This window comes from Micromonospora avicenniae (assembly GCF_900156065.1).
Taxonomy (GTDB): domain Bacteria; phylum Actinomycetota; class Actinomycetes; order Mycobacteriales; family Micromonosporaceae; genus Micromonospora; species Micromonospora avicenniae.
The window spans coordinates 85757-112197 of the sequence record NZ_FTNF01000002.1 but is presented as its reverse complement, the minus strand read 5'-3'; the positions used below and the strand labels follow the sequence as shown (position 1 = coordinate 112197).

At 70.8% G+C, this 26441-nt stretch carries 24 protein-coding genes; 13 read left to right on the top strand and 11 right to left on the bottom strand.

The features are described from left to right. The first annotated feature begins 4 nt into the window (after positions 1–4). A complete protein-coding gene (locus BXA10_RS03810; RefSeq protein WP_076467583.1) occupies positions 5–391 on the top strand; it encodes a DUF742 domain-containing protein in 387 nt (128 codons plus the stop codon). Beyond that, complete coding sequence (locus BXA10_RS03805) at positions 372–974, top strand: GTP-binding protein (protein WP_076467581.1); 603 nt, start codon at positions 372–374, stop codon at positions 972–974. Before BXA10_RS03810 ends, BXA10_RS03805 begins: the two co-directional genes overlap by 20 nt. A 150-nt stretch (positions 975–1124) precedes the next feature. On the opposite strand, the gene BXA10_RS03800 is transcribed toward BXA10_RS03805, so the two are convergent. Then, positions 1125–3977 carry an aconitate hydratase gene (locus tag BXA10_RS03800; RefSeq protein WP_076467579.1) on the bottom strand — a complete coding sequence of 951 codons (2853 nt, stop codon included), beginning with the start codon at positions 3975–3977 and terminating at the stop codon, positions 1125–1127. Positions 3978–4131: 154 nt separating this feature from the next. Here BXA10_RS03800 and BXA10_RS03795 point away from each other — a divergent pair, with 154 nt between their 5' ends. Beyond that, on the top strand, positions 4132–4488 hold the full coding sequence (locus tag BXA10_RS03795) for a VOC family protein (RefSeq protein ID WP_076467577.1): 357 nt from the start codon (positions 4132–4134) through the stop codon (positions 4486–4488). 173 nt (positions 4489–4661) lie between these two features. Further along, entirely contained in the window at positions 4662–5300 is a 639-nt protein-coding gene (locus tag BXA10_RS03790; RefSeq protein WP_076467575.1) for a DedA family protein, read from the top strand. 65 nt (positions 5301–5365) lie between these two features. Here the strand turns inward: BXA10_RS03790 and BXA10_RS03785 are convergent, their stop codons facing one another. After that, positions 5366–6028 carry a C39 family peptidase gene (locus BXA10_RS03785; RefSeq protein ID WP_076467573.1) on the bottom strand — a complete coding sequence of 221 codons (663 nt, stop codon included), beginning with the start codon at positions 6026–6028 and terminating at the stop codon, positions 5366–5368. Positions 6029–6519: 491 nt separating this feature from the next. Between BXA10_RS03785 and BXA10_RS03780 the strand changes: the two genes are divergently transcribed. Beyond that, on the top strand, positions 6520–6900 hold the full coding sequence (locus BXA10_RS03780; RefSeq protein ID WP_076467571.1) for an ArsC/Spx/MgsR family protein: 381 nt from the start codon (positions 6520–6522) through the stop codon (positions 6898–6900). A gap of 154 nt (positions 6901–7054) precedes the next feature. Next, positions 7055–8725 (top strand): right-handed parallel beta-helix repeat-containing protein, encoded by a 1671-nt coding sequence (locus BXA10_RS03775; RefSeq protein WP_076467569.1) that lies wholly within the window; start codon positions 7055–7057, stop codon positions 8723–8725. 11 nt (positions 8726–8736) lie between these two features. Here BXA10_RS03775 and BXA10_RS30700 read toward each other — a convergent pair whose 3' ends face one another. Beyond that, complete coding sequence (locus tag BXA10_RS30700) at positions 8737–8919, bottom strand: hypothetical protein (protein WP_139337880.1); 183 nt, start codon at positions 8917–8919, stop codon at positions 8737–8739. A gap of 98 nt (positions 8920–9017) precedes the next feature. Between BXA10_RS30700 and BXA10_RS03770 the strand changes: the two genes are divergently transcribed. The 3 genes from BXA10_RS03770 (at position 9018) to BXA10_RS03760 (ending at position 10898) form a co-directional block, all read left to right on the top strand. Beyond that, on the top strand, positions 9018–9701 hold the full coding sequence (locus BXA10_RS03770; protein WP_076467567.1) for a hypothetical protein: 684 nt from the start codon (positions 9018–9020) through the stop codon (positions 9699–9701). A 37-nt stretch (positions 9702–9738) separates the two neighbouring features. Then, complete coding sequence (locus BXA10_RS03765) at positions 9739–10128, top strand: hypothetical protein (RefSeq protein ID WP_076467566.1); 390 nt, start codon at positions 9739–9741, stop codon at positions 10126–10128. A gap of 107 nt (positions 10129–10235) precedes the next feature. Beyond that, complete coding sequence (locus tag BXA10_RS03760; protein WP_139337879.1) at positions 10236–10898, top strand: hypothetical protein; 663 nt, start codon at positions 10236–10238, stop codon at positions 10896–10898. A 160-nt stretch (positions 10899–11058) separates the two neighbouring features. Here BXA10_RS03760 and BXA10_RS31330 read toward each other — a convergent pair whose 3' ends face one another. Further along, positions 11059–11406: a hypothetical protein gene (locus BXA10_RS31330; RefSeq protein WP_175649102.1), complete on the bottom strand. Its 348-nt coding sequence runs from the start codon at positions 11404–11406 to the stop codon at positions 11059–11061. 7 nt (positions 11407–11413) lie between these two features. On the opposite strand from BXA10_RS31330, the gene BXA10_RS31325 reads away from it, so the two are divergent. After that, positions 11414–11668: a hypothetical protein gene (locus BXA10_RS31325; protein WP_245828120.1), complete on the top strand. Its 255-nt coding sequence runs from the start codon at positions 11414–11416 to the stop codon at positions 11666–11668. 268 nt (positions 11669–11936) lie between these two features. Here BXA10_RS31325 and BXA10_RS03750 read toward each other — a convergent pair whose 3' ends face one another. Both BXA10_RS03750 and BXA10_RS03745 read right to left on the bottom strand, forming a co-directional pair. Next, positions 11937–14240: a hypothetical protein gene (locus BXA10_RS03750; RefSeq protein ID WP_076467561.1), complete on the bottom strand. Its 2304-nt coding sequence runs from the start codon at positions 14238–14240 to the stop codon at positions 11937–11939. A 494-nt stretch (positions 14241–14734) separates the two neighbouring features. Beyond that, a complete protein-coding gene (locus BXA10_RS03745; RefSeq protein WP_076467559.1) occupies positions 14735–16216 on the bottom strand; it encodes an aminopeptidase P family protein in 1482 nt (493 codons plus the stop codon). A 167-nt stretch (positions 16217–16383) separates the two neighbouring features. On the opposite strand from BXA10_RS03745, the gene asnB reads away from it, so the two are divergent. Further along, the gene (asnB, locus tag BXA10_RS03740; RefSeq protein ID WP_076468240.1) at positions 16384–18345 is read left to right on the top strand and encodes an asparagine synthase (glutamine-hydrolyzing); all 1962 of its coding nucleotides are present in this window, start codon (positions 16384–16386) and stop codon (positions 18343–18345) included. Positions 18346–18438: 93 nt separating this feature from the next. Here asnB and BXA10_RS03735 read toward each other — a convergent pair whose 3' ends face one another. Genes BXA10_RS03735 through BXA10_RS03725 form a run of 3 tightly spaced genes read right to left on the bottom strand, consistent with a single transcriptional unit; the run spans position 18439 to position 22155 of the window. Beyond that, the gene (locus BXA10_RS03735; protein WP_076467557.1) at positions 18439–20676 is read right to left on the bottom strand and encodes a xanthine dehydrogenase family protein molybdopterin-binding subunit; all 2238 of its coding nucleotides are present in this window, start codon (positions 20674–20676) and stop codon (positions 18439–18441) included. Next, positions 20673–21668 carry an FAD binding domain-containing protein gene (locus tag BXA10_RS03730; protein ID WP_076467555.1) on the bottom strand — a complete coding sequence of 332 codons (996 nt, stop codon included), beginning with the start codon at positions 21666–21668 and terminating at the stop codon, positions 20673–20675. The genes BXA10_RS03735 and BXA10_RS03730 overlap by 4 nt, the downstream gene beginning before the upstream one ends. Then, positions 21655–22155 (bottom strand): (2Fe-2S)-binding protein, encoded by a 501-nt coding sequence (locus BXA10_RS03725; protein ID WP_425436033.1) that lies wholly within the window; start codon positions 22153–22155, stop codon positions 21655–21657. Before BXA10_RS03725 ends, BXA10_RS03730 begins: the two co-directional genes overlap by 14 nt. A 175-nt stretch (positions 22156–22330) precedes the next feature. Here BXA10_RS03725 and BXA10_RS03720 point away from each other — a divergent pair, with 175 nt between their 5' ends. Further along, the gene (locus BXA10_RS03720; protein ID WP_076468236.1) at positions 22331–23482 is read left to right on the top strand and encodes an XdhC family protein; all 1152 of its coding nucleotides are present in this window, start codon (positions 22331–22333) and stop codon (positions 23480–23482) included. A 98-nt stretch (positions 23483–23580) separates the two neighbouring features. Here BXA10_RS03720 and BXA10_RS03715 read toward each other — a convergent pair whose 3' ends face one another. Beyond that, the gene (locus BXA10_RS03715) at positions 23581–23955 is read right to left on the bottom strand and encodes a nuclear transport factor 2 family protein (RefSeq protein WP_281251413.1); all 375 of its coding nucleotides are present in this window, start codon (positions 23953–23955) and stop codon (positions 23581–23583) included. Positions 23956–24090: 135 nt separating this feature from the next. Between BXA10_RS03715 and BXA10_RS03710 the strand changes: the two genes are divergently transcribed. After that, positions 24091–25026, top strand: a complete 936-nt coding sequence (locus BXA10_RS03710) for a carbohydrate kinase family protein (protein WP_076467553.1) — start codon at positions 24091–24093, stop codon at positions 25024–25026. Positions 25027–25108: 82 nt separating this feature from the next. On the opposite strand, the gene BXA10_RS03705 is transcribed toward BXA10_RS03710, so the two are convergent. Next, complete coding sequence (locus BXA10_RS03705; RefSeq protein WP_076467551.1) at positions 25109–26353, bottom strand: multidrug effflux MFS transporter; 1245 nt, start codon at positions 26351–26353, stop codon at positions 25109–25111. Positions 26354–26441: the final 88 nt, after the last annotated feature.

The window sequence follows — 26441 nt, the reverse complement described above, 5'->3', positions numbered from 1 at the left end:
CGCGATGACGGTGCAGGGGGAGTCCGCAGAGCATCAGTGGGTGGACGACCATGCCGGGCCGGTCGTGCGTCCGTACGCGGTCACGCGCGGCCGGGCCCGCCCGGTCACCGGCACGTTCGACCTGATCTCGTTGGTCACGGCGACCCGCGCCGACGTGAGCGCGGAAATCGGCCTGGGGCCGGAGCACGTGGCGATCGTTGGGCTCTGCCAGCGCATGCAGTCCGTCGCCGAGATCGCCGCCCACCTGGACCTCCCGGTGGGCACCATCCGGGTCCTGCTGGGTGATCTGGTGGCCCGCAACCTGGTCCAGGTTCGCGAGCCGCGCACCTCGGCCGGGCTTCCCGACAACAGTGTTTTCGAGGCGGTTATCAATGGACTACGGGCCCTCTGAGCGGCCGGCGGGAGCTACCCCACTGCCCACCGCGATCAAGATTCTGGTCGCGGGCGGTTTCGGGGTGGGTAAGACCACCATGGTCGGCGCGGTCAGCGAGACACGCCCGTTGCGTACCGAGGAGGTGCTGACCGAGTCCGGGGTCGGCATCGACGATCTGTCCGGTGTGGAAAGCAAGAGCACCACCACCGTCGCGATGGACTTCGGCCGGATCACGATCAGCGACGACCTCGTGCTCTACCTCTTCGGTACGCCGGGGCAGGACCGGTTCTGGTTCGTCTGGGACGAACTGGCGCTCGGCGCGATCGGTGCGGTGGTGCTCGCCGACACTCGCCGGCTGGCCGACTGCTTCCCCTCGATCGACTACTTCGAGGGGCGGGGGACGCCGTTCGTGGTGGCGGTCAACTGCTTCGAGGGGGCCAAGCAGTACCGGCTGGACGAGGTGCAGGCGGCGCTGAACCTGGACCCGGATGTGCCGGTGCTCCTCTGCGACGCGCGCAGGCGGGAATCCAGCAAGGAGGTGCTCATCACCCTGCTGGAGCACGCCATGAAGACCCGCGACGCGCGCCGCACGTCCGACTGACCGGACGGGGGCGCGCCTGCGGCCGGTGGCCGCCCGGCACCGGACGCCGGCGCGTCCACCCGCCGGTGCCCACGGTCCCGTCCCGCGTGCCCCACAACGGCGAGGGCCCCCTCCCGCGAGCTGCGGGAAGGGGCCCTCGTGCGTGGTGCGTCAGTTGCTGATCATCCGGCGCAGCACGTACTGCAGGATGCCGCCGTGCCGGTAGTAGTCCGCCTCACCGGGGGTGTCGATGCGGACGACGGCGTCGAACTCGATGCCGGTGTCGGTGGTGACCTTGACCGTACGCGGCGTCTCGCCGTCGTTCAGTGCGGTCACCCCGGTGATGGAGAACGTCTCCGTGCCGGTCAGGCCCAGCGACTCGGCGTTCTCGTCGGTCGGGAACTGCAGCGGCAGCACGCCCATGCCGATCAGGTTCGAGCGGTGGATCCGCTCGTACGACTCGGCGATGACCGCCTTGACGCCGAGCAGCATGGTGCCCTTCGCCGCCCAGTCGCGCGACGAGCCGGAGCCGTACTCCTTGCCGGCCAGCACCACCAGCGGCACGCCCGCGTCCTGGTACGCCTGGGAGGCGTCGTAGATGCTGGTCTGCTCGCCGGTGAGGTGGTTGACGGTGAAGCCACCCTCGACGCCGGGGACCAGCTGGTTGCGCAGCCGGATGTTGGCGAAGGTGCCCCGGATCATCACCTCGTGGTTGCCTCGACGCGAGCCGTACGAGTTGAACTCGTGGCGGGCCACGCCGTGCTCCGCCAGGTACTTGCCGGCGGGGGAGTCGGCCTTGATCGATCCGGCCGGCGAGATGTGGTCGGTGGTCACCGAGTCGCCGAGCTTGGCCAGCACCCGAGCGCCGGTGATGTCGACGACGGCCTTCGGCTCCCGCTCCATGCCCTCGAAGTACGGGGGCTTGCGCACGTAGGTGGAGTCACCGCTCCAGGAGAACGTGTCACCGGTCGGGGTGGGCAGCGACTGCCAGCGCTCGTCCCCGGCGAAGACGTCCGAGTACGCCGAGCTGAACCCGGTGGCGCCGATCGCCGAGGCGATGACGTCCTGGATCTCGGCGCTGTTCGGCCAGATCTCGCGCAGGTAGACCGGCTCCCCGGAGCTGTCCTCGCCGATCGGCTCGTTGGCCAGGTCGATGTCCATCGTGCCGGCCAGCGCGTACGCGACCACCAGCGGCGGGGACGCCAGGTAGTTCATCTTGACGTCCGGGTTGATCCGGCCCTCGAAGTTCCGGTTGCCGGAGAGCACCGAGACGACCGACAGGTCGGCCTCGTTCACCGCAGCGGAGATCGCCTCCGGCAGCGGGCCGGAGTTGCCGATGCAGGTGGTGCACCCGTAGCCGACCAGGTGGAAGCCGAGCTTCTCCAGGTACGGCGTGAGGCCGGCGCGCTCGTAGTAGTCCATGACGACCTTGGACCCGGGGGCCAGGGTGGTCTTGACCCACGGCTTGCGGGTCAGGCCACGCTCCACCGCGTTGCGGGCCAGCAGAGCCGCGCCGATCATGACCTGCGGGTTCGAGGTGTTGGTGCAGGAGGTGATCGCGGCGATCACCACCGCGCCGTGGTCGAGCTCGAACTCGGTGCCGTCCTCGCCGGTCACCCGGATCGGGTTGGTGGCCCGCCCGCCGGCGCCGACCGCCGCGGTCTCCAGGTCGCGCGGGGCGTCGGCCGGGTCGTTGACGTCGTTGGCCGGCGAGTCGCTGGCCGGGAAGGACTCGGCGCTGGCCTCGTCGGCGTGGCCCACGACCCCGTAGGGCGGGTTGGTGCGGACGCCGCCGCGGGCGTCGGTGTCGCCACCGGTCTGGTCGTCGGCCACGTAGTCCTTGAGCGCCGAGCGGAACAGCGTCTTGGCGCTGCCCAGCGGCACCCGGTCCTGCGGGCGCTTCGGGCCGGCCAGCGACGGCTCGATGGTGCTCAGGTCGAGCTCGAGGTGCTCGGAGTAGTTCGGCTCGGCGGCCGGGTCGTGCCAGAGGCCCTGCTCCTTGGCGTACGCCTCGACGAGCGCGACCTGCTCCTCGCTGCGCCCGGTCAGCTGGAGGTAGCGGATGGTCTCACCGTCGATCGGGAAGATCGCCACGGTGGAGCCGTACTCCGGCGACATGTTGCCGATGGTGGCCCGGTTGGCCAGCGGCACGGCGCTCACGCCGGGACCGTAGAACTCCACGAACTTGCCCACCACGCCGTGCTTGCGCAGCATCTCGGTGATGGTGAGCACCAGGTCGGTGGCGGTGGTGCCGGCCGGCATCTCACCGGAGAGCTTGAAGCCGACGACCCGCGGGATCAGCATGCTGACCGGCTGGCCGAGCATGGCGGCCTCGGCCTCGATGCCGCCGACGCCCCAGCCGAGCACGCCGAGGCCGTTGACCATCGTGGTGTGGGAGTCCGTGCCGACGACCGTGTCCGGGTACGCCTGGCCGTTGCGCTCCATGATCGTGCGGGCCAGGTACTCGATGTTGACCTGGTGCACGATGCCGGTGCCGGGCGGGACGACCTTGAACTCGTTGAAGGCGGTCTGCCCCCAGCGCAGGAACTGGTAGCGCTCCTTGTTGCGCTCGTACTCCAGCTCGACGTTGCGGGCGAACGCGTCCTCGCGGCCGAACAGGTCGGCGATCACCGAGTGGTCGATGACCAGCTCGGCCGGGGCGAGCGGGTTCACCTTGGTGGCGTCGCCGCCGAGCTCGCGGACGGCCTCGCGCATGGTGGCCAGGTCGACCACGCAGGGCACGCCGGTGAAGTCCTGCATGAGCACCCGCGCCGGGGTGAACTGGATCTCCACGCTCGGGTCGGCGGTGGGGTCCCACGCGCCGAGCTGCTGGATGTGGTCGGCGGTGATGTTCGCGCCGTCCTCGGTCCGCAGCAGGTTCTCCAGCAGGATCTTCAAGCTGTACGGCAGCCGGTCGTGGCCGTCCACCTTGTCGATCTTGAAAATCTCGTAGCTCGCGTCACCGACGCGTAGCTGGGTCTTCGCACCGAAGGTGTCGAGGCTCGCCACGTCGTACTCCTTCACACCAGCGACCGTGTCCTGAGCAGTCTGTCGCACCGGTAGGGGGGCCGCCGAGGTTAGGCGACACTTACCCGCTTACCGCATGCAAACAAAACCGTACGTCCGTCTTGCTATTAACGCAACCTCGTGCCATGGTCCGATACGAGGAGGTGCCTTCATGATCCACCACGTCCAACTCGCCTGCCCGCGCGGCTCTGAGGAGGCCTCCCGCGCGTACTACGTCGGCCTGCTCGGCATGACGGAGAAGGCCAAGCCACCGGTGCTCGCGGCACGCGGTGGCTGCTGGTTCACCGGGTACGGGGCCGAACTGCACCTCGGCGTCGAGGATGACTTCCGGCCCGCCCGCAAGGCCCACCCCGCCCTGCTCCGCCCGGACCTGGACACCCTGGCCGCCCGGCTCGCCGCGGCCGGTGCCCCGGTCATCTGGGGTGACGACGAGCTCCCCGGGATGCGCCGGTTCCATACCGAGGACGTGCACGGCAACCGGCTGGAGTTCGTCGCGCCGGTGGCCTGACCGGCAGGCCTCGGCGCCTCGGCGGAGGTGGCCGGGGCCGACGGTGTCCGGTAAGCGGCCCCGGCGTGACGGGCGGGTGAGCGGCCCGCGGCGTGACGGGAAACGCCCCGATGCGCCTCGCCGGTCGTCACCGGGCGCAGGTAGCGTTCGAGCGCCGAAGCGGGGAGGGTGGCGTGCTGGACGTACAACAGTGGCTCGGGGCGCTGCCGCCGCTGGTGATCTACCTGACCGTGGCCGGGATCATCGGGGTGGAGAGCATGGGCATACCGCTGCCCGGCGAGATCACCCTGCTCAGCGCGGCGCTGCTCGCCGCGACCGGGGTCGTCGAGCCGGAATGGGTGGCGGTGGCCGCGGCGCTCGGCGCGATCATCGGTGACTCGCTCGGCTACACGGTGGGCCGCCGGGGTGGCAGACCACTGCTCGTCCGGCTCGGCCGGCGCTTTCCCCGACACCTGGGCCCGGACCACCTCGCCCGTGCCGAGCAGACCTTCGCCCGGCACGGCGTGTGGGCGGTGTTCTTCGGCCGGTTCATCGCGCTGCTGCGCATCCTCGCCGGACCGTTGGCCGGCGCGCTGCACGTGCCGTACCGCCGGTTCCTGCTCGCGAACGCGACAGGCGGCCTGGTCTGGGCCTTCGCCACCACGTACCTGCTCTTCCACCTCGGCCGGGTCGCCGAGCACTGGCTGAAGAACTTCTCCTGGGCCGGGCTCGCCCTGGCACTGCTGGCCGGGGTCGGCAGCACCTGGTGGCTACGGCGACGGGCCCACCGCACGCCGGAGCACGACGAGAAGGTCTCCAGCGGAACTCCGTGACACGCACGAGGGCCGGCCCCCCCCTGTGGGGGCCGGCCCTCGGTCGGTAGTGCCGATTACTCCGGTCAGCTGGTGGCGTAACCGCGGGTGGCGATCCAGTCGGCGAGGTGGTCGACGCTCATCCGGTAGGAGGCCATGTTCGGGTCGGCGCTGTCGGCGATGGTGACGGTCTTGCCACCGTCGCGGTAGCCGATGACGCTGATGTAGTGGCCGCCCTCGTAGGAGTGGACGTTGCCATCGGTGTCGGTGGCCGTGCCGAAGATGTTGGCGACCACGGCGCGGCCGTCGTCGACGGTGCGGACGATGTCAGCCTGGAGCTGGTTGGTCTGCTTGTCGTCGGCGGTGGGGCTGGACATCTCGACGCTGTGGTACGCGTTCTTGCCGGTCTCCTTGTTCAGCACCGGCGTGATGTCGAAGATGGAGTTGGTGCCGTGCACGTTGGTGCCCATCTCCTGGGCCATGGCGTCGATGCTGATGTCCTTGCCCTGGACGGAGAGGGCGTTGCGGGCGGCGGCCGGGCCGCAGTAGAAGAAGTTCGGCTGCGCCTGGTAACGCATGGTGAGCTCGTGCTCGCTGTGGCCCTTGCGGTCGCTCTGCTGCGAGGCCGTGGTGTTCGGCTTCTCGGCCGGGGCGGCGTTGGCCGCGATGGCCGGGCCGGCGATGCCGCCGCCTGCGGCGGCGATACCAGCTGCGGTCAGGACGGTCTTGCGGATCAGATCGGTACGCATGATGTGTGCCTCTCTGTTCGGGGGCGCACGTGCGGCATGGGGCCACACGAGTGAAATCGAAAAGGAGTGCCCGGCGGCGTGACCTGCGCGGTCGGTCCGGGGTGTAACGGTGGGGCCCGGTTCGGCATTCCGCCAGGGGCCCGATTCCCGGGATGGTGGTCGCGGGACTGCGAGATGTAACGGTGCGGGCGGGCTGGTGATTCCGGCGGGCTCCCGCGACGTGCGGCGATCCATCGCTCGCCGTGCCGGCGTGCGATTGATGTTCCGCCGGCGGGCTGGCCGGGGCTGGTTTCCGAGGCCCCGCTCGGCCCCACGTTCAACGACCCGGCTCCCGGCATGATTCCGCGGCGAGGGTGGCCCTGGACACGGATGCACACCCCGATACCGGACATTCGACGCGCCTCCGGCTCGCCGACCCGGACATTTCTTCCGAATGAGGCTGATCGCGTCGGCACACGGCCGGACATCGCCGGATCGTGCTCCCTGGCACGATGGCGGGCGTGGAGATCTGGAACAACCCTGCGTGCTCGAAGTGCGCGACGGCCCGGGCGACGCTTGACGAGGCCCAGGTGCCCTACCGGCTGCGGGCGTACCTGGAACAGCCGCCCAGCGCCGCAGAGCTCACGACGGTGTTGCAGCGGCTCGGGGCGCGGCCCTGGGAGGTGTGCCGGATCCAGGAACCGGCAGCGCGTGAGCTGGGCATGGCCGACTGGCCCCAGGACGAGGCGAGCGAGCCTCGGTGGATCGAAGCGATGGTGGCTCACCCGGAACTGATCCAGCGGCCGATCCTGCTCCTGGACGACGGGGGCGCGCTGGTCGGCCGTACCCCGGAGGTGTTGCGGCTGGCTGTCGACCGGTCGTCCGACGGCTGACCGTACCGCCGAGCCGTGCTTTTGGGGCCGGACCTCGCGCTGCGCGGAGGCCGGCTGGCTCTTCGAGCGTGGTGTGCGGGGGCGGGCGTTTTCGGCCGAGGCGAGCGGGAATACGTGCGGCGCTTGACGGGACCGACCGCGGAAGGAGCGCCGGGTGTCGCAGCACGGCTTGCCGACCGTCGCGCAGCGACCCACGCCGGTCGCCGGTGCCCCCTTGTACTGCGACGCACGCGAGTGCGGTTTGCAGGGCGACGGGGTGACCAACGACCAGCCCGCGCTCTCCGCTCTCGTCGACCGCCTCGGCGCGGGGTACGCCTCCGACGGCCGTCCCCGGGTCATCTACTGCCCGCCGGGCATCTACTCGATTCGTGACGCCGGCACGGTCTGGCGCAGCGGAGTGTCACTGATCGGGGCGGGCCCGGCGGCCACCCGCTTCGTGCTCAGCAACGAGGGGAACCGGGCCGATCCGACGCCACTCGCGTACTGGACAACTGTGCAGCACGGCGCCGACCGGGACCGGCACATCGCCGACTGCTCGTTCGCCGACTTCGAGATCGACGGATCCGGCGTGGCGATGGCCGAGTACAGCTACCTCGCCAAGGGGCTCGGGCTCCAGTACGTCGTACGGGGCGTGTTCCGCAACCTCTACATCCACCACACCGCGGCGACCGGTCTCGGCTGCGACTTCCTGCAGGACAGCCTCATCGAGGGGTGCGTGGTGGTCGGCTGTGGCCGGCTGGACAGCGGCGAGGAGATAGGTGGTGCCGGGATCGGCGTCGGCATCGGCGGCTGGGGGGCGGTGGAGCGGCTCACCATCGCCAACTGCACCACGATCGGCAACGGCACCAACGGCATCTTCCTCGAGCTGCAGAAGGACTACTGGACGCCACCGCGAGGGTTCCGCATCATCGGCTGCCACAGCCAGGCCAACCGCTTCGGCATCTCCGACTGGGGTGCGGACGGCCTCATCGTGTCGGCCTGCACGCTGACCGGCAACCTGGAGGCCGGCTTCGACGTCTCGGGTAACGGCACCGCCGGCGTCGCCGGCCGCGGCGGGCTGCTGACCGACTGCGTCATCGACCGCAACGTCGGCGACGGCGTGAGCATCGGCAACACGCCGGGTCCGTACACCGTGCGGGGCAACCGGATCAGTGGCAACGGGGCGCACGGCCACCACGAGCACGACCTCGGGCCGGCCTACCCGGGCCCGGCCGAGCACGTCGTGATCGACAGCAACGAGATCTGGGACAACGGCCTCGACGGGATCCGGATCGACCGTCCGATGGCGGACGCCGTCATCGTCAACAACCGGATCCGCAACAACGGCCGCCGACGCGCTCCCGCCGCGACCGGCGGCGGCGAAGCCGTGCGGTACGGCCCCCGGTCCGTGACGGACCGGACGGCGCGCTGGCCCGCCGACGGCCATCGGGGCAAGGTGGTGCGGGTCGGTTCCCGGGTGGCCTTGGTTGCGAGGAACACCGACACGGAACTCAGCCTCGCCGAGGTGCGTCCGGACGCCACCACCGGTTGGAACGAGGCCGTTCCCGCCCCGGGCACCAGGTACGAGCTGCCGGATCCGGAGCCGGTGCGGGCCGGTATCACCGTGAACGCGGCCTTCGACTCGGCCACCGTGCGGGGCAACCGGATCTGGGACCGCCGCGACGAGCAGGGCCAGACGTACGGAATCTGGGTCACCTCGCGGGGAAGCTGCGTCAGCTGCCGGGTCCAGGACAACGACTTCGCAGGCAACGCCGAAGGCCCGCTACGGCTGGACACCCCGCCGGTCGGTGGGCGTTGGGACGGCAACCACCACGACGAGGACTGACCCGGCGCGTTTCAGCGGACGTCGTCGCCCTGCGCCGTGGCCTCCGCGTGCCGGGCGAGCAGTCGTGCCCGGATCTCCTCCGGGGTGTACGCGCGGCGACGCCGCTCGGCGCGGGCGATCACCACTCCGGTGGCCGCCACACCGGCGAGACCGGCCAGCCCGAGCACCTTCCACCACCGCATCCGTCGCCGCACCGGTCCAGCGTAGACGCCCCGGCCGTCGCGAGCAGGTGCGACACCCGCCGGGACGAGTCCGTCGCCGCGGCAGCGACATCGGCATAGGCTCAGCGCCTATGAGCGTCAGTCTCGACGAGGCGGTGGAGCTGACCCGCACCGGCGACCTGTGGGTCTTCCGTGGCCGCAGCGTGCCGGACCGAGCCATCCAGCTCACCACCAACAGCCCGGTGAACCACGTCGGCATGGCCGTGGTGCTGGACGACATGCCGCCCCTGATGTGGCACGCGGAGCTGGGCAGGTCGCTCCCGGACCTGTGGTCCGGCGGTCACCAGCGCGGCGTGCAGTTGCACGACCTGGCGGACGCGGTCCGCGTCTGGGCCAACCGCTACGGGCAGCGTGCCTGGCTGCGCCAGCTCGACCCGCCGGCGGGGGCGGAGACGGAGCAGGCGGTGCTCCGTACGATCGCCCGGCTCGACGGCACGCCGTTCCCGTCGACCGCGCAGCTCGCCTGGCGCTGGCTGCGTGGCCGACTGCCGCAGCTGCCCCGGCCCGGTCGTGACATGCTGGCGCGCGCTGGTGGGAGCAGATCACCCCGACCGGCGACGGTCCCCGACCGGGCGCTGGAGACGGCGTACTGCGCCGAGGTGGTGGCGGTGACCTACGAGGCGATGGATCTGCTGCCGCCCGGCCGGCGTCCGAACTGGTACGACCCGGGCCGGTTCTGGAGCGGCGACGACCTCGGTCTGGCCGGGAATGCCCGGCTCGGCGCCGAGATCGAGGTACGCGTTCCGGCGCGCTGAGGTTTGGCCACTCCGCCCACCGGCAACAGCTTGCGCTGTGAGAGCCTCCACCGATCTCGATACGCTGACCGACTTCTTCGACCGGTACGGCGTGGCGCTGACGGCCGGCGACGTGCCTGCCCTCGCCGGCTGCTATGCCCTGCCCGGGCTGGTGGTCGCCGACACCTACAGTTTCTCCTTCAGCTCGCTGGCGGCGGTGGCGCTCTCCTTCGTGGGTGCGGCGCCGGACTACCGGGAACGGGAGCTGATCGCCGCGCACGCGCTCATCGAGGACGTGCAACCAATCTCCGCGCTGCTCGCCATGGTTGCCGTGGAGTGGGAGTTCCTGGACAGCGGCGGCGCGCGGGTGCCGGGCGAGCGCTACCGGTACCTGCTGCGCGGCACCGAAACGGGCCCGGCCATCTGTACCGTCGTGCGCACCGGCTGACCGGAGCGAGCCTTCCGTCCGGACGGCCGATCCCTTCGGTCGAGATGCCGTTTCCCTCGTGGCCGAGCCTGGCTACGCTGCGGATCGGCTTCGAGGAGAGGGGACAGATGCCTGTGCGGCCTGCCGGGGCACCGGAACCGGGGACCGCGTCCAAGGTGGTGGCGTCCGCGCCGTGGGTCGTCGTGCTGCTTGGCGTCCTCACCCTGGCGATCCTCCTGCTCGTCGCGTCGCTGTCCTTCCGGGTCCGTGAGCCGGAGCCGGCTGCCGCTCCGGGACCACCGCCGGTGTCACCGGTCTCGCCGGCGGCGACGAACGGTTCCACCGCCGCATCGCCCACCCCGAGGACGAGCCCTTCCCGCGCTGCGGTAAGTCCGTCCCGAGCCGTACGCCGGTCGCCGACCGCGACGTCGCCTCGGTCCCCGTCCGCGCCTCAGTCCAACCAGCCGGCGCCCGTCGACGGCGGAGCGTTGACGGCCACCTACCGGGTGCGGGAGACCGACCGGAACGACGTCGTCGCGGAGCTGGTGCTGCGCAACGAGACCGGCCGCCCCGAGGAGTGGACGGTCGACCTCATCTTCACCGGCCGGGTCCGGCACCTGCGGGTCTCCGGCGCACCGGTCTCTGTGGTGCCCGGAGGTGACGGCCGGTACGTGCTGCGCGGCCACGGCTCGCTCCCGCAGGGGCGAAGCGTCGAATTGCATCTGCGGTTCAGCCGCGGCGACCAGCTCAGCGGGTGCGCGGTGAACGGCAACGAGTGCGTCCTCGCCTGACCCGTTACGCTCCCCGGGCGACCAGGAGAGGGAGGGACATGTCCGGCACGGATCAGGGCGCCCGACGCAGACATGGCAGGGCCGTGGCGTCCTCGCCTTGGATCGTGGTCTTCGCCGGGGTGGTGGTCATGGTGGTGCTGCTGATCATCGTGCTCAGCACCTACCGGGGCCGCTCCGATGATTCGGAGGTGCCGCGCGGGCTCGAAGTCGGAGCGCCGATGCCGACGCCGCCCTGGCTGTCCGCGTCGCCGACCGGCTCCGCGTCCGCCGACTCGACAGGTGGGACGCGTCCACCGTCGGTGTCGGTCACGCCGACTCCCTCGTCGACCTCGGCCGTGCCGACGTCGTCGGCGTCGGCGTCGAGTGCGACGGCGGCTCCGCCCGGATCGCCCTCGGTCACTCCGAGTCCGCGGGTCTCCGACGCGCCGCAGGTGTCAGCGGCGCCGCCGGCACCACCCACGTTGACCGGCCGGTACCGGGTGAGCAGCACCTTCAGCGGCGGCTTCATCGGGGAGGTGCAGGTCAGTAACGTCTCCGGGAACGACCAGGACTGGCAGGTCCGGCTGGAGTTCTCCGGTGGTCGCGTGACCACCGCCTGGGTGATGAACGCCCAGCAGGGGAAGCTGCGCGAGAACGACGACATCTACACCTACACAGGTGGAGCCGACCTCGCACCGGGCGCGTCGGTGCGACTCATGTTCCATGTGGAGCGGGCGGAGACCCGCCCGGTGGCGTGCTCCGTCAACGGCGTCACCTGCAGCGGTCTCTGACTCCTCTTCCCGCGGGGCTTGCGGTACGGGTGGCAGGCCCTCGGCGTCGCGTTCCTTGCGCCCCAGGCGAACATCCTGGCCGTACGGGAGGCACTGGACCGCCTGACCCCGGCCCGCGACGGCGTGGACGGCAAGTCGATCCTGCTCCACGGCGAGGCTCGGCCCGCGGCGTGTGGTTTTCGCAGCGCTGGATCGCACGTGTCGGCCCCCTGCCACCGGAGGTGGCAGGGGGCCGAACTTCTGCGTCGTTGCTTCGCTGTCGCGTTGCTCAGTTGAAGCAGTCCTCGACAGTGTTGGCGCAGTTGGTGGGGTCGTTGTCGGTGATGGTCGAGTCGTCGTCGAGCTTGACCTTCCCATCCTTGTTGAAGATGCCGCCGGCGATCCCCTTGTGGTCCTTGTCGCCGTCCTTGCCCTTGTCCTTGCCCTTGTCGTGCTCGTTGCCGTTGTCGGCCTTGTTCTTGGTGACCTTGGTGTTGGTCAGGGTCACCTTGCCTTCGTTGTTGTAGATGCCGCCGCCGTTCTTGCCGGCGAAGTTCTCCTTGATCTTGGTGTCGCGCAGGGCCAGGCTGGCGCCGAGGTCCTTGCGGTCCTCGCCGTCCTTGTCCTTCCACCACGAGGTGTCCCAGGCGGTTGGGCCGGCCAGGTTGGCGCCGTTGTGCCAGTCCTTGCCCTTGTCCTTGTCCTCAAACGGCTTGCCGTTGAAGATGCCGCCACCGAAGCGGCCCGCGCTGTTCTCGAAGATCTCACTGTCGGTGACGGTGGCGGAGGCGCGGTCCTCCTCGTCCTTGTTCTTGTCCTTGCCGCTCCAGGAGTCGTGCTTCTTGTCGTCGTCGCTGCTGACGTTGTAGATACCGCCGCCGTCCTTGTGAGCCTTGTTCTTCTCGACGGAGCTGTCCTTGACCGTCAGTACAGTGTCGACGGCGGCGATGCCGCCACCGTTCTCGCCGGCGGTGTTGTTCTTGATGAACGTCCACCGGACCTCGACGAAGCCATCGCTGCTGGACAGACCGCCGCCGTTCTTCTTGGCGCTGTTGCCCTCGATGAGCGTCTTCTCGATCGTGACGGTGCCGGCCCTGTCGTCCTTGCGGTCCTCGTCGTGCTTGTCCTTGCCCTTGTCCTTGTCCTTGCCGGACTCCTCGCCGTACCAGCCGCTGCTGGCGGGGCTCGTGTTGCCGTGCTCGTCCTTCTTCTTGTCGTGCTCGTCCTTCTTCTTGTCGCTGTGGCCGTTGGCGATGCCGCCGCCGTCCTTGCCCGCGGTGTTGTTGCTGATGCGGGACTCGGGGCCCTTGCCGTCGGAGCCCTTGACGTCGAGGACTCCGGCGTTGAAGATGGCGCCGCCGTCCTCTCCGGCGTGGTTGTTGTCGAAGGTGCTGCCCTCGGCCTTGACCCGGCCGAAGTTGGCGATGGCGCCGCCGTTGTTCTCGGCGCTGTTGAGGACGAACTTGGCGTTCACCAGGTGGGCCTCGCCGCCGCGTTCGACCAGCAGGCCACCGCCGTCGCCCTCGTGCTCCTTGTCGTCCTTGCGGTCCTCGTCGTGCTTGTCCTTGTCGTGCTTGTCCTTGCCGTCCCACTCCTTCTTGTCCTCGGCCGGCTTCGTGGACGTGGGGGCCGGAGCCGCAGCGGCGGCCGGAGCCGCAGCCGCAGCGGGAGCGGCGGGTGCGGCGGGTGCCTTGACGGCCGCAGCCGGTGCCGCAGCCTCGACCGCAGCCGGAACGGCAGCCTGGGCCGGTGCTGCGGCCTCGACCGCAGCCTCGACGGCGGCCTGGGCCGGTGCTGCGGCCTGGGGGGGTGCCGCGGCCTTGGCCGGTGCCGCAGCGGGAGCGGCGGCCCTGGCCGGTACGGCGGCCTTGGCCGGTGCCGCAGCGGGAGCGGCGGCCTGGGCCGGAGCCGCAGCGGGAGCGGCGGGTGCGGCCGGAGCCCCACCCCAGCTCCCGGGCTGGTTGCCGGGAACCCACTTCTTCGGCGGCTCCTTGTCCTTGTCGTGCTTGTCCTTGTCGTCCTTGCGGTCTTCGCCGGCGGCGCCGTTGCGGACCGTGACGTCCTTCAGGGTCAGGTTGCCGCCGTCGGCGACCCGGAAGATCCGGAAGCCCTCTTCGGCTTCCCGTTTGATCGTCGCGCCGTTGCCCTCGATGGTGACTTCCTGCTTGATCGTCGGCAGGCCCGCTTCGGACTTCTTGTCGTGCTGGTCGAGCTCGTAGGTGCAGTCCTTGGCCAGCTTCAGCGTTCCGCCGTCGTCACGGTTGGCGAGTTCGAGGGCTTCGACGAGGGCATCGTCGTCGCACTCCACCTCCCGCACCTCGTCGCGGTCGTCCTTGTCCCTGCCCTTGTCGTCCTTGTCCTTGTCGTCCTTGGCCTGGTCCTTGCCGTCGTCGCTGACCAACTGGGAGGTCGACCACTTGACGTCAACCAGTCGGTGCGCGCCGGTCACGCCGGTGGTGGCGTACGCGACGCCGGTGAGGCCGACCGCTCCCGCGAGGCCCGCAACGCCTGTGACGAGCCAGAGCCGGCGGCGGCGGAACGGGGAGTTCTTCTCGCCAGTCGCGTCATCGTTCTTGCGAAGGTGGTTGGACATCGGAGCTCTCTGCCCTCTCCTTGTACCCAGACAAGGTCGCTTCGCCATGGCGAGGCGGCCTTCGCTACAAATCGGTTGTAGCTGCTGAACAACACCGTATGGGAGAGTTCTTCACTATGCGGCCATACCTGAGATAACCCCACATTAGGTGTGCACGGCGCGCATGGCGGTAGTCCGGACGCCCGAGTCCTGCCTGACACGACTGGTGCTCGGAGCGCGCCCGGTGACGGAGAGCCCACGGGTGCCATCAGGGCATGGTTGGCGGCGAGAAGCATGCCCGGATACCCCAGTGGGGCGAGGGTGATGATCGGGCATGCACAGCCCGTAGCGCCCCGCAGATGGCAGATGCGGGTCGAGCGACCGCAGGCCGGGCAGGTCGGGCGGGGAGAGATGAGATCAGGCCACGACGCCGGCGGGCCCCGCCGCCGGCGCCCTGACGACGAGGTGCGTCGCGGACGTCGGCGGCGGGGCCCGCCGTGGTCGTGGGTGCGGGGTCAGTTCGGCAGGCGCGGACCGGCCTCCCGCTGCGCGGCCAGCCAGGTCTCCACCTCGTCGGCCGCTCGCGGCAGGCCGGCCGAGAGGTTCACCGCGCCGGACGCGGTGACCAGCACGTCGTCCTCGATGCGGATGCCGATGCCGCGCAGCTCCTCGGGGACCAGTTCGTCCTCCGGCTGGAAGTAGAGCCCGGGCTCGACCGTCAGCACGTAGCCCTCACCGAGCGTGCCCTCGCGGTACTTCTCCTTCGAGGCGTTGGCGCAGTCGTGTACGTCGATGCCGAGCATGTGCCCGAAGCCGTGCAGCGTCCAGCGCCGGTAGACCGTCGACTTCTCGTCCATCGCCTCGTCCACGCTCACCGGAAGCAGGCCCAGGTCGGCCAAGCCTGCGGCGAGGACTCGCATGCAGGTCCGGTGGACCTCACGGAACTCGACTCCCGGCTTGATGAAGTCGATGCCGGCCTGCTGCGACGCGTACACGATGTCGTAGACCTGGCGTTGCAGCGGCGTGAACCGGCCGTCCACCGGCACCACCCGGGTGACGTCGGCGGTGTAGAGGTTGCGGTTCTCCACGCCCATGTCCATCAGCAGCAGCTCACCCGGACGGGTGGTGCCGTGGTTGTGCACCCAGTGCAGGGTGGTGGCGTGCTCCCCGGCCCCGACGATCGAGCCGTAACCGACGTCGTTGCCGTCGTGCCGGGCCCGCAGCGCGAAGACACCCTCCAGAAGCCGCTCGGAGACGCCCCGGTCGGCGGGGAGAACACGCGCCACGTCCTCGAAGCCTCGTACGGTGGCGTCGATCGCCTCCTGGAGCTGCGCGATCTCCCACTCGTCCTTGACCAGCTTCAGCTCGGAGATCACGACAGCCAGTTCGTGGTCCCGGGCCGGCTGGCCCTCGGCGCGCGGGCCGTCGTACGGGCGCACTGCCGCATCGACCCGTGAGTCGAAACCGCGCAGCACCCGGGTACGCCGTGGCGCCAGGTCGGCGAGGGCCACTTCCAGCTCGGCCAGGTCAGCGGTAGGCAGGCCGAGCTCGGTCGACTTCTCCGTCAGCGTCGGCCGTCGGCCCACCCACAGCTCGCCGTGCCGGCTGCGGAAGAACTCGTCGGTCTGCCGGGACGAGCGGGGGCGCATGTACAGCGTCGCGTCGTGCCCGGAGCCGTTCGGCCGCATCACCAGCACGCTGTCCGGCTCGAGATCACCTGTCAGATAGGCGAAGTCGCTGCCGGCCCGGAACGGGTAGGCGGTGTCGTTCGCGCGTACCTTCTCGTTCCCGGTGGGGATCACCAGCGTCTCGCCGGGGAAGGCCGCCGAGAGAGCGGCGCGGCGCTTGGCGTGGTTGGGTGCCTGGGGGGCGGGGGTGACCGCCAGCTCGCTGTCCCGCCAGCCCTGCCGCATGAAGGACAGAAACGCCTCCGGGAAGGCCGGATCGTGCGATTCCGTACCATCCGTCGGCTTGTCGGCGGCGCGCTCCTCGGTCATGCTGTGTTTCCTCTCGCGTGGATCCTGGTGCCGACGGTACCTGCGTTCCCGTGCGCTCGTGAACCCGCGGGAGGCGGCGAGCGGCGCCACCCGCAGCGGCGCGAGTGGCGGTCCGGATCGCCGGACGGCCGCGACGGCTCTTCTCCGCCCGTGAAAAGATGACGACCATGTGCGGACTCCTGGCCTTCTTCAGCGCGCGCGGTGACGCCGGCGCGCACCGCGACCACATTGCCGGCGCGTTGGAGTGCCTGCACCACCGTGGCCCCGACGAGACAGGGGTCGAGCTGGTGGGCGACGCGTCCGGCCGGTACGCGGACGCGGTCTTCGCGCACAAGCGTCTGGCGATCATCGATGTGGCTTCCAGTCACGAGCCGCTGCCGTACGCGAACGGCCGTTACCTGCTGACCTTCAACGGTGAGATCTACAACTACATCGAGCTCCGGGACGAGCTGATCCGCGACTTCGGTGCGCAGTTCGCCACGGCCGGCGACGGTGAGGTGATCGTGGCCGGCTACCACTACTGGGGCGAGCAGGTGCTCACCCGGCTGCGCGGTATGTTCGCGTTCGTCATCTGGGACCGGCAGGAGCGGCGGGCCTTCGGTGGCCGCGACTACTTCGGCATCAAGCCGCTGCACTACCTGGAGACCGCGGACGGGCTCTACCTCGCCTCGGAGAAGAAGGCGCTGCTGCCCTTCGCGCACTCGAACTACGAGGGCGACGCCGGTATCGACACCGCCAACCTCAGCCACTACCTGACCCTCCAGTACGTCCCCGAGCCGGGCACCCTGCACAAGGGGGTCCACCGGATCGGGTCGGGGGAGTACCTGACCTGGACTCCGGGTGGCCGGATCGAGGTGCGCCGCTGGTACCGGCCGGTGTTCCGGCCCGCTCCGGTGCCCGACGAGCAGAAGCTGTACCACGAGATCCGGGAGACGCTCCGGGAGAGCGTCCGGATGCACATGCGCTCGGACGTGCCGGTCGGCTCGTTCCTGTCCAGCGGCATCGACTCGACCGCCGTGGTGGCGCTGGCCCGGGAGTTCAACCCGAACATCCTCACCTTCACCGTCGGCTACGACGTCCCCGGCTACTCGGAGATCGACGTCGCCCAGGATTCGGCGCGGCACCTCGACGTCACCACCATCCCGACCAAGATCGGGCCGCAGGACATGATGGAGGCGCTGCCGAAGATCGTCTGGCACCTCGACGACCCGGTCGCCGACCCGGCTCTGGTGCCGCTCTACTTCGTGGCGAAGAAGGCCGCCGAGCACGTCACGGTGGTGCTCTCCGGCGAGGGCGCGGACGAGTTCTTCGGCGGCTACACCATCTACCGGGAGCCGCTCTCGCTGAGTTCGGTGAACAACCTGCCGGGTGGTGTGCAGAAGGGGCTGCGGGCGGTCTCCAAGGCCATCCCGCAGGGGGTGAAGGGTAAGAGCTTCCTCGAACGTGGCACCACCCCGCTGGAGGAGCGTTACTACGGCAACGCCCGGATGTTCACCGAGGAGGAGAAGCAGCACCTGCTGCGCCGGTACGACCCCTCGGTGCGTTACACCGACGTCACCGCGCCGATCTACGCCGAGAGCACCGAGTTGGACGACGTCACCCGGATGCAGTACGTCGACCTCTACACCTGGTTGCGCGGCGACATCCTCGTGAAGGCCGACCGGATCTCGATGGCGCACTCGCTCGAGGTGCGGGTGCCCTTCCTCGACCGCGAGGTCTTCGACGTGGCGGCGAAGATCCCGGTGGATCTGAAGCTGCCGCCGCGTTCCGACGCCACGAAGTACGCGATGCGCCAGGCGTTGCAGGGCGTGGTGCCGCCGGCGATCGTCAACCGGAAGAAGCTCGGCTTCCCGACCCCGACGCGGGTCTGGCTGCGGGGCGAGATGTACGAGTGGGCGCGGCACGTGCTGGCCACCTCGGGCGCCGGTGACCTGCTCGACCTGTCGTACGCGATGCGCCTGCTCGACGAGCACAAGCGGGAGGAGGCGGACCACTCCCGCAAGGTGTGGACCGTGTTGATCTTCTGCATCTGGCACGCCATCTTCGTGGCCAAGACCCTCGACCCGGGCATCCAGCGCAACCAGTCGGCCCTGCTCACGAAGCCAGTGGTCGGCTCCATGGTCCGCTGACCTCCGCCAACTCCACCACGATCAAGAGGTTTGCGTCATCCGGCCGTCGTCCGGTGACGCAAACCTCTTGATCATCTCCCGGTGGGGTGGGGGTCAGAGGAGCTTTTCCAGGGTGATGGGGAGCTCGTAACACCGGCGGCCGGTGGCGTGGTGGACGGCGTTGGCGATGGCGGCGGCCGCGCCCACCACGCCGATCTCGCCCACCCCCTTGATCCCGATGGGGTTCACCACGTCGTCCCGCATCTCGACGGTGTCCACCACCACGTCCGGCGCGTCCGCGTTGACCGGCACCAGGTAGTCGGCGAGGCTGGCGTTGGCCCAGCGTCCCAGCCGCGGGTCCATCCGGGTGGCCTCCATCAGCGCCTGGCCCAGCCCCCAGAGCATTCCGCCCATGAGCTGGCTGTGCGCCAGCTTGCGGTTGAGCACCCGTCCCGGTGCGAACACGCCGACCATCCGGCGTACCCGTACGACACCGAGTTCCGCGTCCACCGCCACCTCGGCCATCTGCGCCCCGAAGGTGTGGATGCCGTACCCGGCGTCCTGCGGCGGCGGGTTCCAGGTACCGAGCACCTCCACGTCCGGCGTCATCGTGCGGTGCAGCAGGTCGGAGTACGTCTCGCCGACGTCCGGGTGGTCCGCCAGCACCATCTTGCCGTCACGGACCTCCACCCTGGCCGGATCGGCACCGTGCAGCGGTGAGTGGTCGTCGCCGACGGCGCGCCGGATCAACTGGTCGCGCAGCTCGCACGCCGTCACATGCACGGCGGAGCCCACCGCGCTGGTGCCGGCCGACCCCACCGCGGCGGTGATGTTCGGCAGGTTGCTGCTGCCACCCACGAACCGCACCCGCTCGACCGGGAGGCCCAGCGCGTCGGCGGCGACCTGGGTCATCGCCGTGAAGACGCCGGTGCCGAACTCCGAGACCCCGGCCTCGACGACCGCCGTGCCGTCGTTGTAGATCCGGGCCTTCGCCCGCTGCGGGTTGACCGGCTGGGTCACCGGGTAGAGCGCGCTGGCCAGGCCGGTCCCGATCAGCCACTGCCCCTCGCGGCGGGACCCGGGCCGCGGGTCCCGGTCGTGCCAGCCGAACAGCTCCGCCGCCCGCTGGAGGCACTCCCGGAGCCCGCTGCTGGACCAGGGTTTCCCGCTCTCCGGGTCGGTGTCCGAGTAGTTGCGCATCCGCAACTCCAGCGGGTCGATCCCCACCCGCTCGGCCAGCTCGTCCATCGCGCACTCGAGCGCGAACATGCCGGTCGCCTCGCCCGGCGCGCGCATGAAGGTGGGGGTGATGGTGTTGCCCCGGACCAGGTGGTAGACGCCCTCGTAGTTGGGGTTGAGGTAGGCCACCGCCGCGCTCTGCAACGACGGCTCGGCCCAGTCGTCGAACGGTGAGGTCAGGGAGATCTTGTGATGGCGTAGCGCGGTGATCCGCCCGTCGGCGCGCGCGCCGACGGTGATCCGCTGCTCCTGCTCCTCACGGTGCCCGCAGGAGGTGAACATCTGCTCCCGGGTGAGCACCAGCCGGACCGGCCGGCCCACGTGCCGGGCGGCCAGCGCGGCCAGCGTCGGATGGTGCCAGACCATCGCCTTGGAACCGAAACTGCCGCCCACGGCGTGACTGACGACCCGGATCGAGATCGGCGGCAGGCCGAGCAGTTCGGCGACGGTGAGCTGGACGGCGTTCGGTCCCTGCGTCGAGTCGTAGATGGTCAGCCGGTCGACGTCGTCCCAGATCGCGGTGCTGGCCGACATCTCGATCGGGTTGTGGTGGTTGGGTGCGAACCGGTAGGTGGCGTCGACGCACACCTCCGCCTCGGCCAGGGCCTTGGCCACGTCACCGCGGGAACCCTGCCCCGGCAGCAGGCCGCCGAAGATCCGCTCCGGCACGTATGCCCGGTCGCGGGCCTGATCGAGCAGGGTGGTCGCCGGCGTGGTCTCGTACTCGAAGCGGATCAGGGTGCCGGCGTGGTCGGCGCGCTCGATGGTGTCGGCGACCACGATGGCGACCGGTTGGCCGCCGTAGTGGACGGTTTCGTCCTGCATCGGGAAGAACGTCTGGCCGGGCGCGGCGAGCCCGGCCAGCGACGGCAGCAGCCGCGGCACGTTGGCGACCCGGCCCAGGTTGCGGTGGGTGAGCACGGCCAGCACCCCGGTGGCGCGTTCCGCCTCACTGGTGTCGATCGAGGTGATCCGCCCGCTGGCCACCTTCGCGTTCACCACTACCGCGTGGGCCAGATTGGGCACCGGCACCTCGGCCGAGTACCGGGACTCGCCGCGTACCTTGTAGCGGCCGTCCACCCGGTTCAGGGTGGCGCCGATCGCCGGGCTCATGCCGATCCCTCCCGCTCCGCCATCTCGGTGAGGGCGCGGACGATCGTCCGCTTGCCAAGCTCGATCTTGAAGGCGTTCATCCCGTGCGGTGTCGCCCCCGCCATCTCCGCCTCGGCGGCGCGGGTGAAGGACTCGGGGGTCGCCGGGGCACCGTCGAGTTCACGCTCGGCCGCGCGGGCCCGCCACGGCTTGGTGGCCACCCCGCCGAGGGCAAGACGGATTTCGGCGATCCGCCCGCCCGCCACCGACATGGCCACCGCGACCGCGACGAGCGCGAACTCGTACGACTCCCGGTCGCGGATCTTGATGTAGCGGGAGCGGGCCGCGACGGGGAGCGGTGGCAGGTCGATGCCGGTCACCAGTTCGCCGTGCGTCAGTGGGTGCTCCCGTTCCGGGGTCCGCCCCGGCAGCAGGTAGAAATCGTCGATCGGGATGCTGCGCTGCCCGGCCGGGCCCTCGGTCTGCACCACCGCGTCCAGCGCCATCAGCGCGACCCCGAGGTCGGACGGGTGGGTGGCGATGCAGCACTCGCTCGTGCCGAGCACCGCGTGCCCCCGGTTGACCCCCTCCATGGCGCTGCACCCCGTGCCGGGTGCGCGTTTGTTGCAGGGCGCCTCGGTGTCGCGGAAGTACGTGCACCGGACCCGTTGCATGAGATTGCCGGCGACGCTCGCCATGTGCCGCAGTTGCGGCGAGGCGCCCAGCAGCAGCGACTCGGTCACCATCGGATAGCGCCGGCGTACCGTCGGGTGTTCGGCCACGTCGCTCATGCGGGCCAGCCCGCCGAGCCGCAGCCCGCCGCCGGGCAGCTCCTCGACTTGCTTCAACGGCAGGTCGTTGATGTCCACCAGGCGGCGGGGCTGTTCGACGTAGATGCGCAGCAGGTCGACCTGGTTGGTGCCACCGGCCAGGAAGGCGCTGTGGGGGTCGGCGGCGACGGTGCCGATCGCGGTCCCGACGTCCGAGACCCGCGAATAGCTAATGGGACGCACGTTCGCCTCCCTGCTCGTCCCGGACCCGCCGGATCGCCCTGCGGATGTGTGGGTACGCGGCGCAGCGGCAGAGGTTTCCGCTCATCCACTCCTTGATCTCGTCGTCGTCACGGGCATGCCCCTCGGTGAGCAGCGCGACGGCGGACATGATCTGGCCGGGGGTGCAGTAGCCGCACTGGAACGCGTCCGCGTCCAGGAACGCCTGCTGCATCGGGTGCAGCGTGTCGCCCTCGGCCAGGCCCTCGATCGTGGTGATCTCGCGGTTCTCGCAGCTGATCGCAAGCGTCAGGCAGGCCAGCACGCGCCGCCGGTCCACCCAGACCGTGCAGGCTCCGCACGCGCCCTGGTTGCAGCCCTTCTTGGTGCCATGCAGGTCGAGCCGGTCCCGAAGCGCATCGAGCAGGCTGACCCGGGGCTCGATGAACATCCTCCGGGTGGTCCCGTTCACCCGCAGGCGGACCTCCACCTCGTCCGGACCTCGGACCACCGCGCTGTCCGGGGCCGGCGCGGTCCGGATCGCCTGGTGAGACTTCACCAACTCGCACCCCCTAGTCGTCCGGCCGACCATATATTCCGAATCGTTGTGATTTGGTAGGCATGGTCGGACTTAACCCGTCTGGCGGCCGGAGCCCGGCGGCGCGCCGGGAGGTGGGACGGTGCGGGTGCGGGACGCATTCGACGAACTGCACCGCCGCTGGCGGGCGGGGGAAGCGGTGGCCCTGGCCACGGTCGTGGCCACCTGGCGGTCGGCGCCCCAACCGCCCGGTGCCACGATGCTCGTCACCGCCGACGGCACGGTCACCGGCAGCGTCTCCGGCGGCTGCGTCGAGGCGGACCTCTACGAACGGGCGCGTGCCGTGCTCGGCAGCGGCGTGCCCGAGCTGGTCCGGTACGGCGTCAGCGACGACGACGCGGTCAACGTCGGCCTGACCTGCGGCGGAGTGCTGGAGGTGTTCGTCGAGCGGATCGGCCCGGCCGGCTTTCCGCAGCTCGACACGGTCGCCGCGGCCCGTCGGGCCGGGACGCCGTCGGCGGTCGTCACCTGCGTCGCGGCCGACGCCGGCGACCAGCCCGGCGCGGTCCCCGTCGACCCGGGCGGCCGGTTGGGCCGAAGGCTGGTGCTCACGGGCGATCGGGTCCTCGGCTCGCTCGGCAGCGAACGGTTGGACGCCGCGGCCGCCGCCGACGCGCTCGGGCTGCTCGTCGCGGGCCGCAGCGGGACGCTCCGCTACGGCTACGACGGACAGCGCCGCGGCAGCGGCGTCAGCCTCTTCGTCGCGTCATACACCACACCACCACGCATGATCGTCTTCGGCGCGATCGACTTCGCCGCGGCGGTCGCCCACATCGGCTCGTTCCTCGGCTACCGGGTGACCGTCTGCGACGCCCGACCGGTGTTCGCCACCGCTCGGCGTTTCCCCGGCGCGGACGAGGTGGTCGTCGACTGGCCGCACCGCTACCTGCAGGGCCAGTTGGACGCGGGCCGGGTCGATGGGCGGACGGTCGTCTGCGTGCTGACCCACGACCCGAAATTCGACGTGCCGGTGCTCGCGTTGGCGCTGCGCCATCCGATGGCGTACGTCGGGGCGATGGGCTCCCGCCGTACCCACGACGAGCGGCGCAAGCGCCTGCGCGAGGCGGGCGTGACGCCGGAGCAGCTCGCCCGGCTCGCCTCCCCGATCGGGCTCGACCTGGGCGGGCGTACCCCCGAGGAGACCGCGGTGAGCGTGGCCGCGCAGATCGTCGCCGATCGTTGGCGTGGCAGCGGTCGGCCGCTGGCCGAACTGGCCGGACCGATCCACCACCCCGGCTAGGCCCTGTCCTGCCGGTCATTGCCAGCCTGCGTCGGGTCCAGCCGGGCCGCCACCTGGATCCCGCCTCGGCTCGACATGATCGACAGGACACGGCCTAGTCAGGCGGGCTGCACCTCAGCGACCGCGTAGCGCTCGACGAGGTGCTCGCGGCCCGCCGGCGGCTCGTAGGGCTCCGGCCAGAACTCGGTGATGACGCTGATCCGGCCCGCCTCGTCCAGGTCGAAGAAGCTGACCGCCGGCTGCTCCTCGCCGTCGATGTCAACGGTGATCCAGCTGGCGGCCCGCGCGCCGGCCCCGGTCACCCGGGTCACCGACAGGTGCCAGCCGCCCGGGTACTCCCGGTTGAACTGGAGGAACGCCTCGCGGCCCCGGATCCGCTCCCGGGTCTGCGGCAGGTGGTAGACCATGTCGTCGGCGAGCAGTGTGCCCATCCGCTCCCAATCCCTCGCCTCGCAAGCATGCCAGTACACCATTACCGTGTCTTCGACGTCCGCCATGGTGCGCACTGTGCCAGCCTGGTACGACAAGATCTTCCCAGGCGTGACGTCGGGCGCGGGTGACCGTCGCGTCGGGCGGTGCGGCAGCCTGCGAGGACGGGAGGGACCGGAATGGGATACGCGATGGTGCTCGGCGAGGCGCTCGTCGACCTGATCGAGACCGAGTACGACGGGGCGCCGGTCTACCGGCAGGCGATCGGCGGCGGACCGCTGAACGTCGCGGTCGGGGTGGCCCGGCTCGGCGGCGCGGCGCAGTTCGTCGGGTCGCTCGGCGACGACGCCCTGGCCGGCCGCATCCGTGACTTCCTCGCCTCCGCCGGCGTCGGGCTCGACGGGGCGGTCACCGTGCCGGCAGCCACCGCGCTCGCAGTGATCACGCACGCCGGTGCGGAACCGGACTTCCGGTTCTACGGCGAGCCGCCCTCGTACGGTCTGCTCGCCGCCGACGACCTCGACGTCGCAGTGGTGGAAGGCGCGGACGTGCTCTACTGCGGGTCGGTCGTGCTGCTCCGTCCGACGGTGCTGGCCGCGGCGCGGCGCGCCTGGTCGCTCGCCACCGGCCTGCGGGTCTTCGACCCGAACGTCCGCCCCCGGCTGCTCGACGGTGAGGCCGCGCTCGCCGGGCTGCGCGAGGTGGTGGCCGAGTTCGCCGCCGGAGCGCACGTGGTCAAGCTGAGCGATGCCGACGCCGCGCTGCTCTATCCCGGCGAGCCGGCCGAGGGGGTCGCCGCCTACCTGCGGGAACTCGGCGCCGCCACGGTGGTGGTGACCCTTGGGGCGGACGGCGCCGTACTCGCCGCCGCCGACGCGGACCCGGTCCGGGTACCGGCGCCCAAGGTCAATCCGGTGGACACGACAGGCGCGGGCGACTCGGTGATGGCCGCGATCATCGCCGACCTGCTGGTCGCCGGCGAGCCGGGGGAGCCGGCCGGCTGGATCGAGCGGGTCGCGTTCGCGCTGCGCGTCGCCGGCCTGGTCTGCGAGTCGCCCGGCGGCGCCACGTCGATGCCCACCCGCGCCGCCGTCCTGGCCCGCTTCGCGGACTGAGTCGCGTCCTGCCGCCAGCCGGTACGCGACCAGGTCGCGCGCCGGCCGGCGGGACGCGAGCGCGACCCGGTGGGCGACCGGTTCAGGCGGCCGGGCTGTGGCGGGTCAGGGCCAGTACCGCGGTGAGGGAGAGCACGACGGCGCCCGCGACGACCGCGGCCATCGGCACCCCGCTGCCCTCGCCACCGAGACCGACCAGCGGGGCGGCGAGCGCCCCGGCCACCGACTGGACCGTTCCGAGCAGGGCCGCGGCGCTGCCGGCGTGGCGCGGATGGCGGTCCAGTCCGAGCGCGGTGCTGTTCGGCGTCACCATGCCCAGCGAGCCGACGAACACGAACAGGCAGACCGCCACGGCCCACGCGCTGCCGACCGCCGCACCCGCGAGCAGTCCAGCCGCGGCCGCCGTGCTGACCATCAGGGTGCGGGTCAGCAGTGTCCGCGGGTCCGAACGGTCGAGCAGTCGCGCGTTGGCCTGCCCGACGGCGACCAGGCCCAGCGCGTTGAGGCCGAAGATCAGGCTGAAGGTGGCGTCGGAGACACCGAAGACGTCCTGGAAGACGAAGGACGAACCGGAGATGTAGGCGTACAGCCCGGCGAAGGCGAGGGCCTGGGTCAGCGCGTAGCCGAGATAGACCCGGTCGGTGGCGAGCATCCGCATCGTCCGTACGGTGCTGACCAGGCCGGCGCCGTTGCGACGCTCGACCGGGAGGGTCTCGGGCAGCCGCCAGGCGACCGCCACGGCGAGCAGCAGGCCGATCGCCGCGAGGGCGACGAAGACCGCACGCCACGAGCCGAACCGCAGCACCAGGCTGCCGATGCCGGGCGCGGCGACCGGGGCGACGCCGAAGATCAGTGTGAGCTGGGAGAAGTACTTCGCCGCGGCCCGACCGGAGTGCAGGTCGCGGACCACCGCCCGCGCCACCACGACGCCCATCCCGCCGGCGAAGCCCTGGGCGAAGCGTGCCACCGCCAGCGCGGAGGCGTTCGGTGCGACCGCGCAGACCAGGGAGAGTACGGCGTACGCGAGCACGCCGACGAGCACCAGCCGGCGCCGCCCCAACCGGTCGCTGAGCGGGCCGGTCACGAACTGCCCGACAGCCATTCCGACCAGGCAGGTGGTGAGCGAGAGCTGGATGTGCGCCTGGTCCGCCCCGAGGTCGCGAGCCATGGCGGGGAACGCCGGCAGGTACATGTCCAGCGACAGCGGCCCGAACGCGGTCAGCAGGCCGAGCAGCGCCACCAGACCGGGGCCGCCGCGCGCCGGTCCGGCGTTCGCGTCGCGGCCGCCTGACGGCGTCCGTACGGGTGTCTGTGCGGCCTGGACCATGGTTCTTCCCCCATCGAGACGATCTCGGCCGGTAACCTTAGCTCTGTAGTCAGAGGTATTTCTCCTGGGTAGGGTCATCTCGTGGGGG

Excerpts from the sequence above, each read along its gene's own strand:
- BXA10_RS03810 (WP_076467583.1), top strand. The coding sequence starts at position 5 with ATGACGGTGCAGGGGGAGTCCGCAGAGCATCAGTGGGTGGACGACCAT.
- BXA10_RS03805 (WP_076467581.1), top strand. The coding sequence starts at position 372 with ATGGACTACGGGCCCTCTGAGCGGCCGGCGGGAGCTACCCCACTGCCC.
- BXA10_RS03795 (WP_076467577.1), top strand. The coding sequence starts at position 4,132 with ATGATCCACCACGTCCAACTCGCCTGCCCGCGCGGCTCTGAGGAGGCC.
- BXA10_RS03785 (WP_076467573.1), bottom strand. The coding sequence starts at position 6,028 with ATGCGTACCGATCTGATCCGCAAGACCGTCCTGACCGCAGCTGGTATC.
- BXA10_RS03780 (WP_076467571.1), top strand. The coding sequence starts at position 6,520 with ATGGCGGGCGTGGAGATCTGGAACAACCCTGCGTGCTCGAAGTGCGCG.
- BXA10_RS03770 (WP_076467567.1), top strand. The coding sequence starts at position 9,018 with ATGAGCGTCAGTCTCGACGAGGCGGTGGAGCTGACCCGCACCGGCGAC.
- BXA10_RS03760 (WP_139337879.1), top strand. The coding sequence starts at position 10,236 with ATGCCTGTGCGGCCTGCCGGGGCACCGGAACCGGGGACCGCGTCCAAG.
- BXA10_RS31330 (WP_175649102.1), bottom strand. The coding sequence starts at position 11,406 with ATGAAGCCGCCGCTGAAGGTGCTGCTCACCCGGTACCGGCCGGTCAAC.
- BXA10_RS03750 (WP_076467561.1), bottom strand. The coding sequence starts at position 14,240 with ATGTCCAACCACCTTCGCAAGAACGATGACGCGACTGGCGAGAAGAAC.
- BXA10_RS03745 (WP_076467559.1), bottom strand. The coding sequence starts at position 16,216 with ATGACCGAGGAGCGCGCCGCCGACAAGCCGACGGATGGTACGGAATCG.
- asnB (WP_076468240.1), top strand. The coding sequence starts at position 16,384 with ATGTGCGGACTCCTGGCCTTCTTCAGCGCGCGCGGTGACGCCGGCGCG.
- BXA10_RS03735 (WP_076467557.1), bottom strand. The coding sequence starts at position 20,676 with ATGAGCCCGGCGATCGGCGCCACCCTGAACCGGGTGGACGGCCGCTAC.
- BXA10_RS03715 (WP_281251413.1), bottom strand. The coding sequence starts at position 23,955 with ATGGTGTACTGGCATGCTTGCGAGGCGAGGGATTGGGAGCGGATGGGC.
- BXA10_RS03710 (WP_076467553.1), top strand. The coding sequence starts at position 24,091 with ATGGGATACGCGATGGTGCTCGGCGAGGCGCTCGTCGACCTGATCGAG.
- BXA10_RS03705 (WP_076467551.1), bottom strand. The coding sequence starts at position 26,353 with ATGGTCCAGGCCGCACAGACACCCGTACGGACGCCGTCAGGCGGCCGC.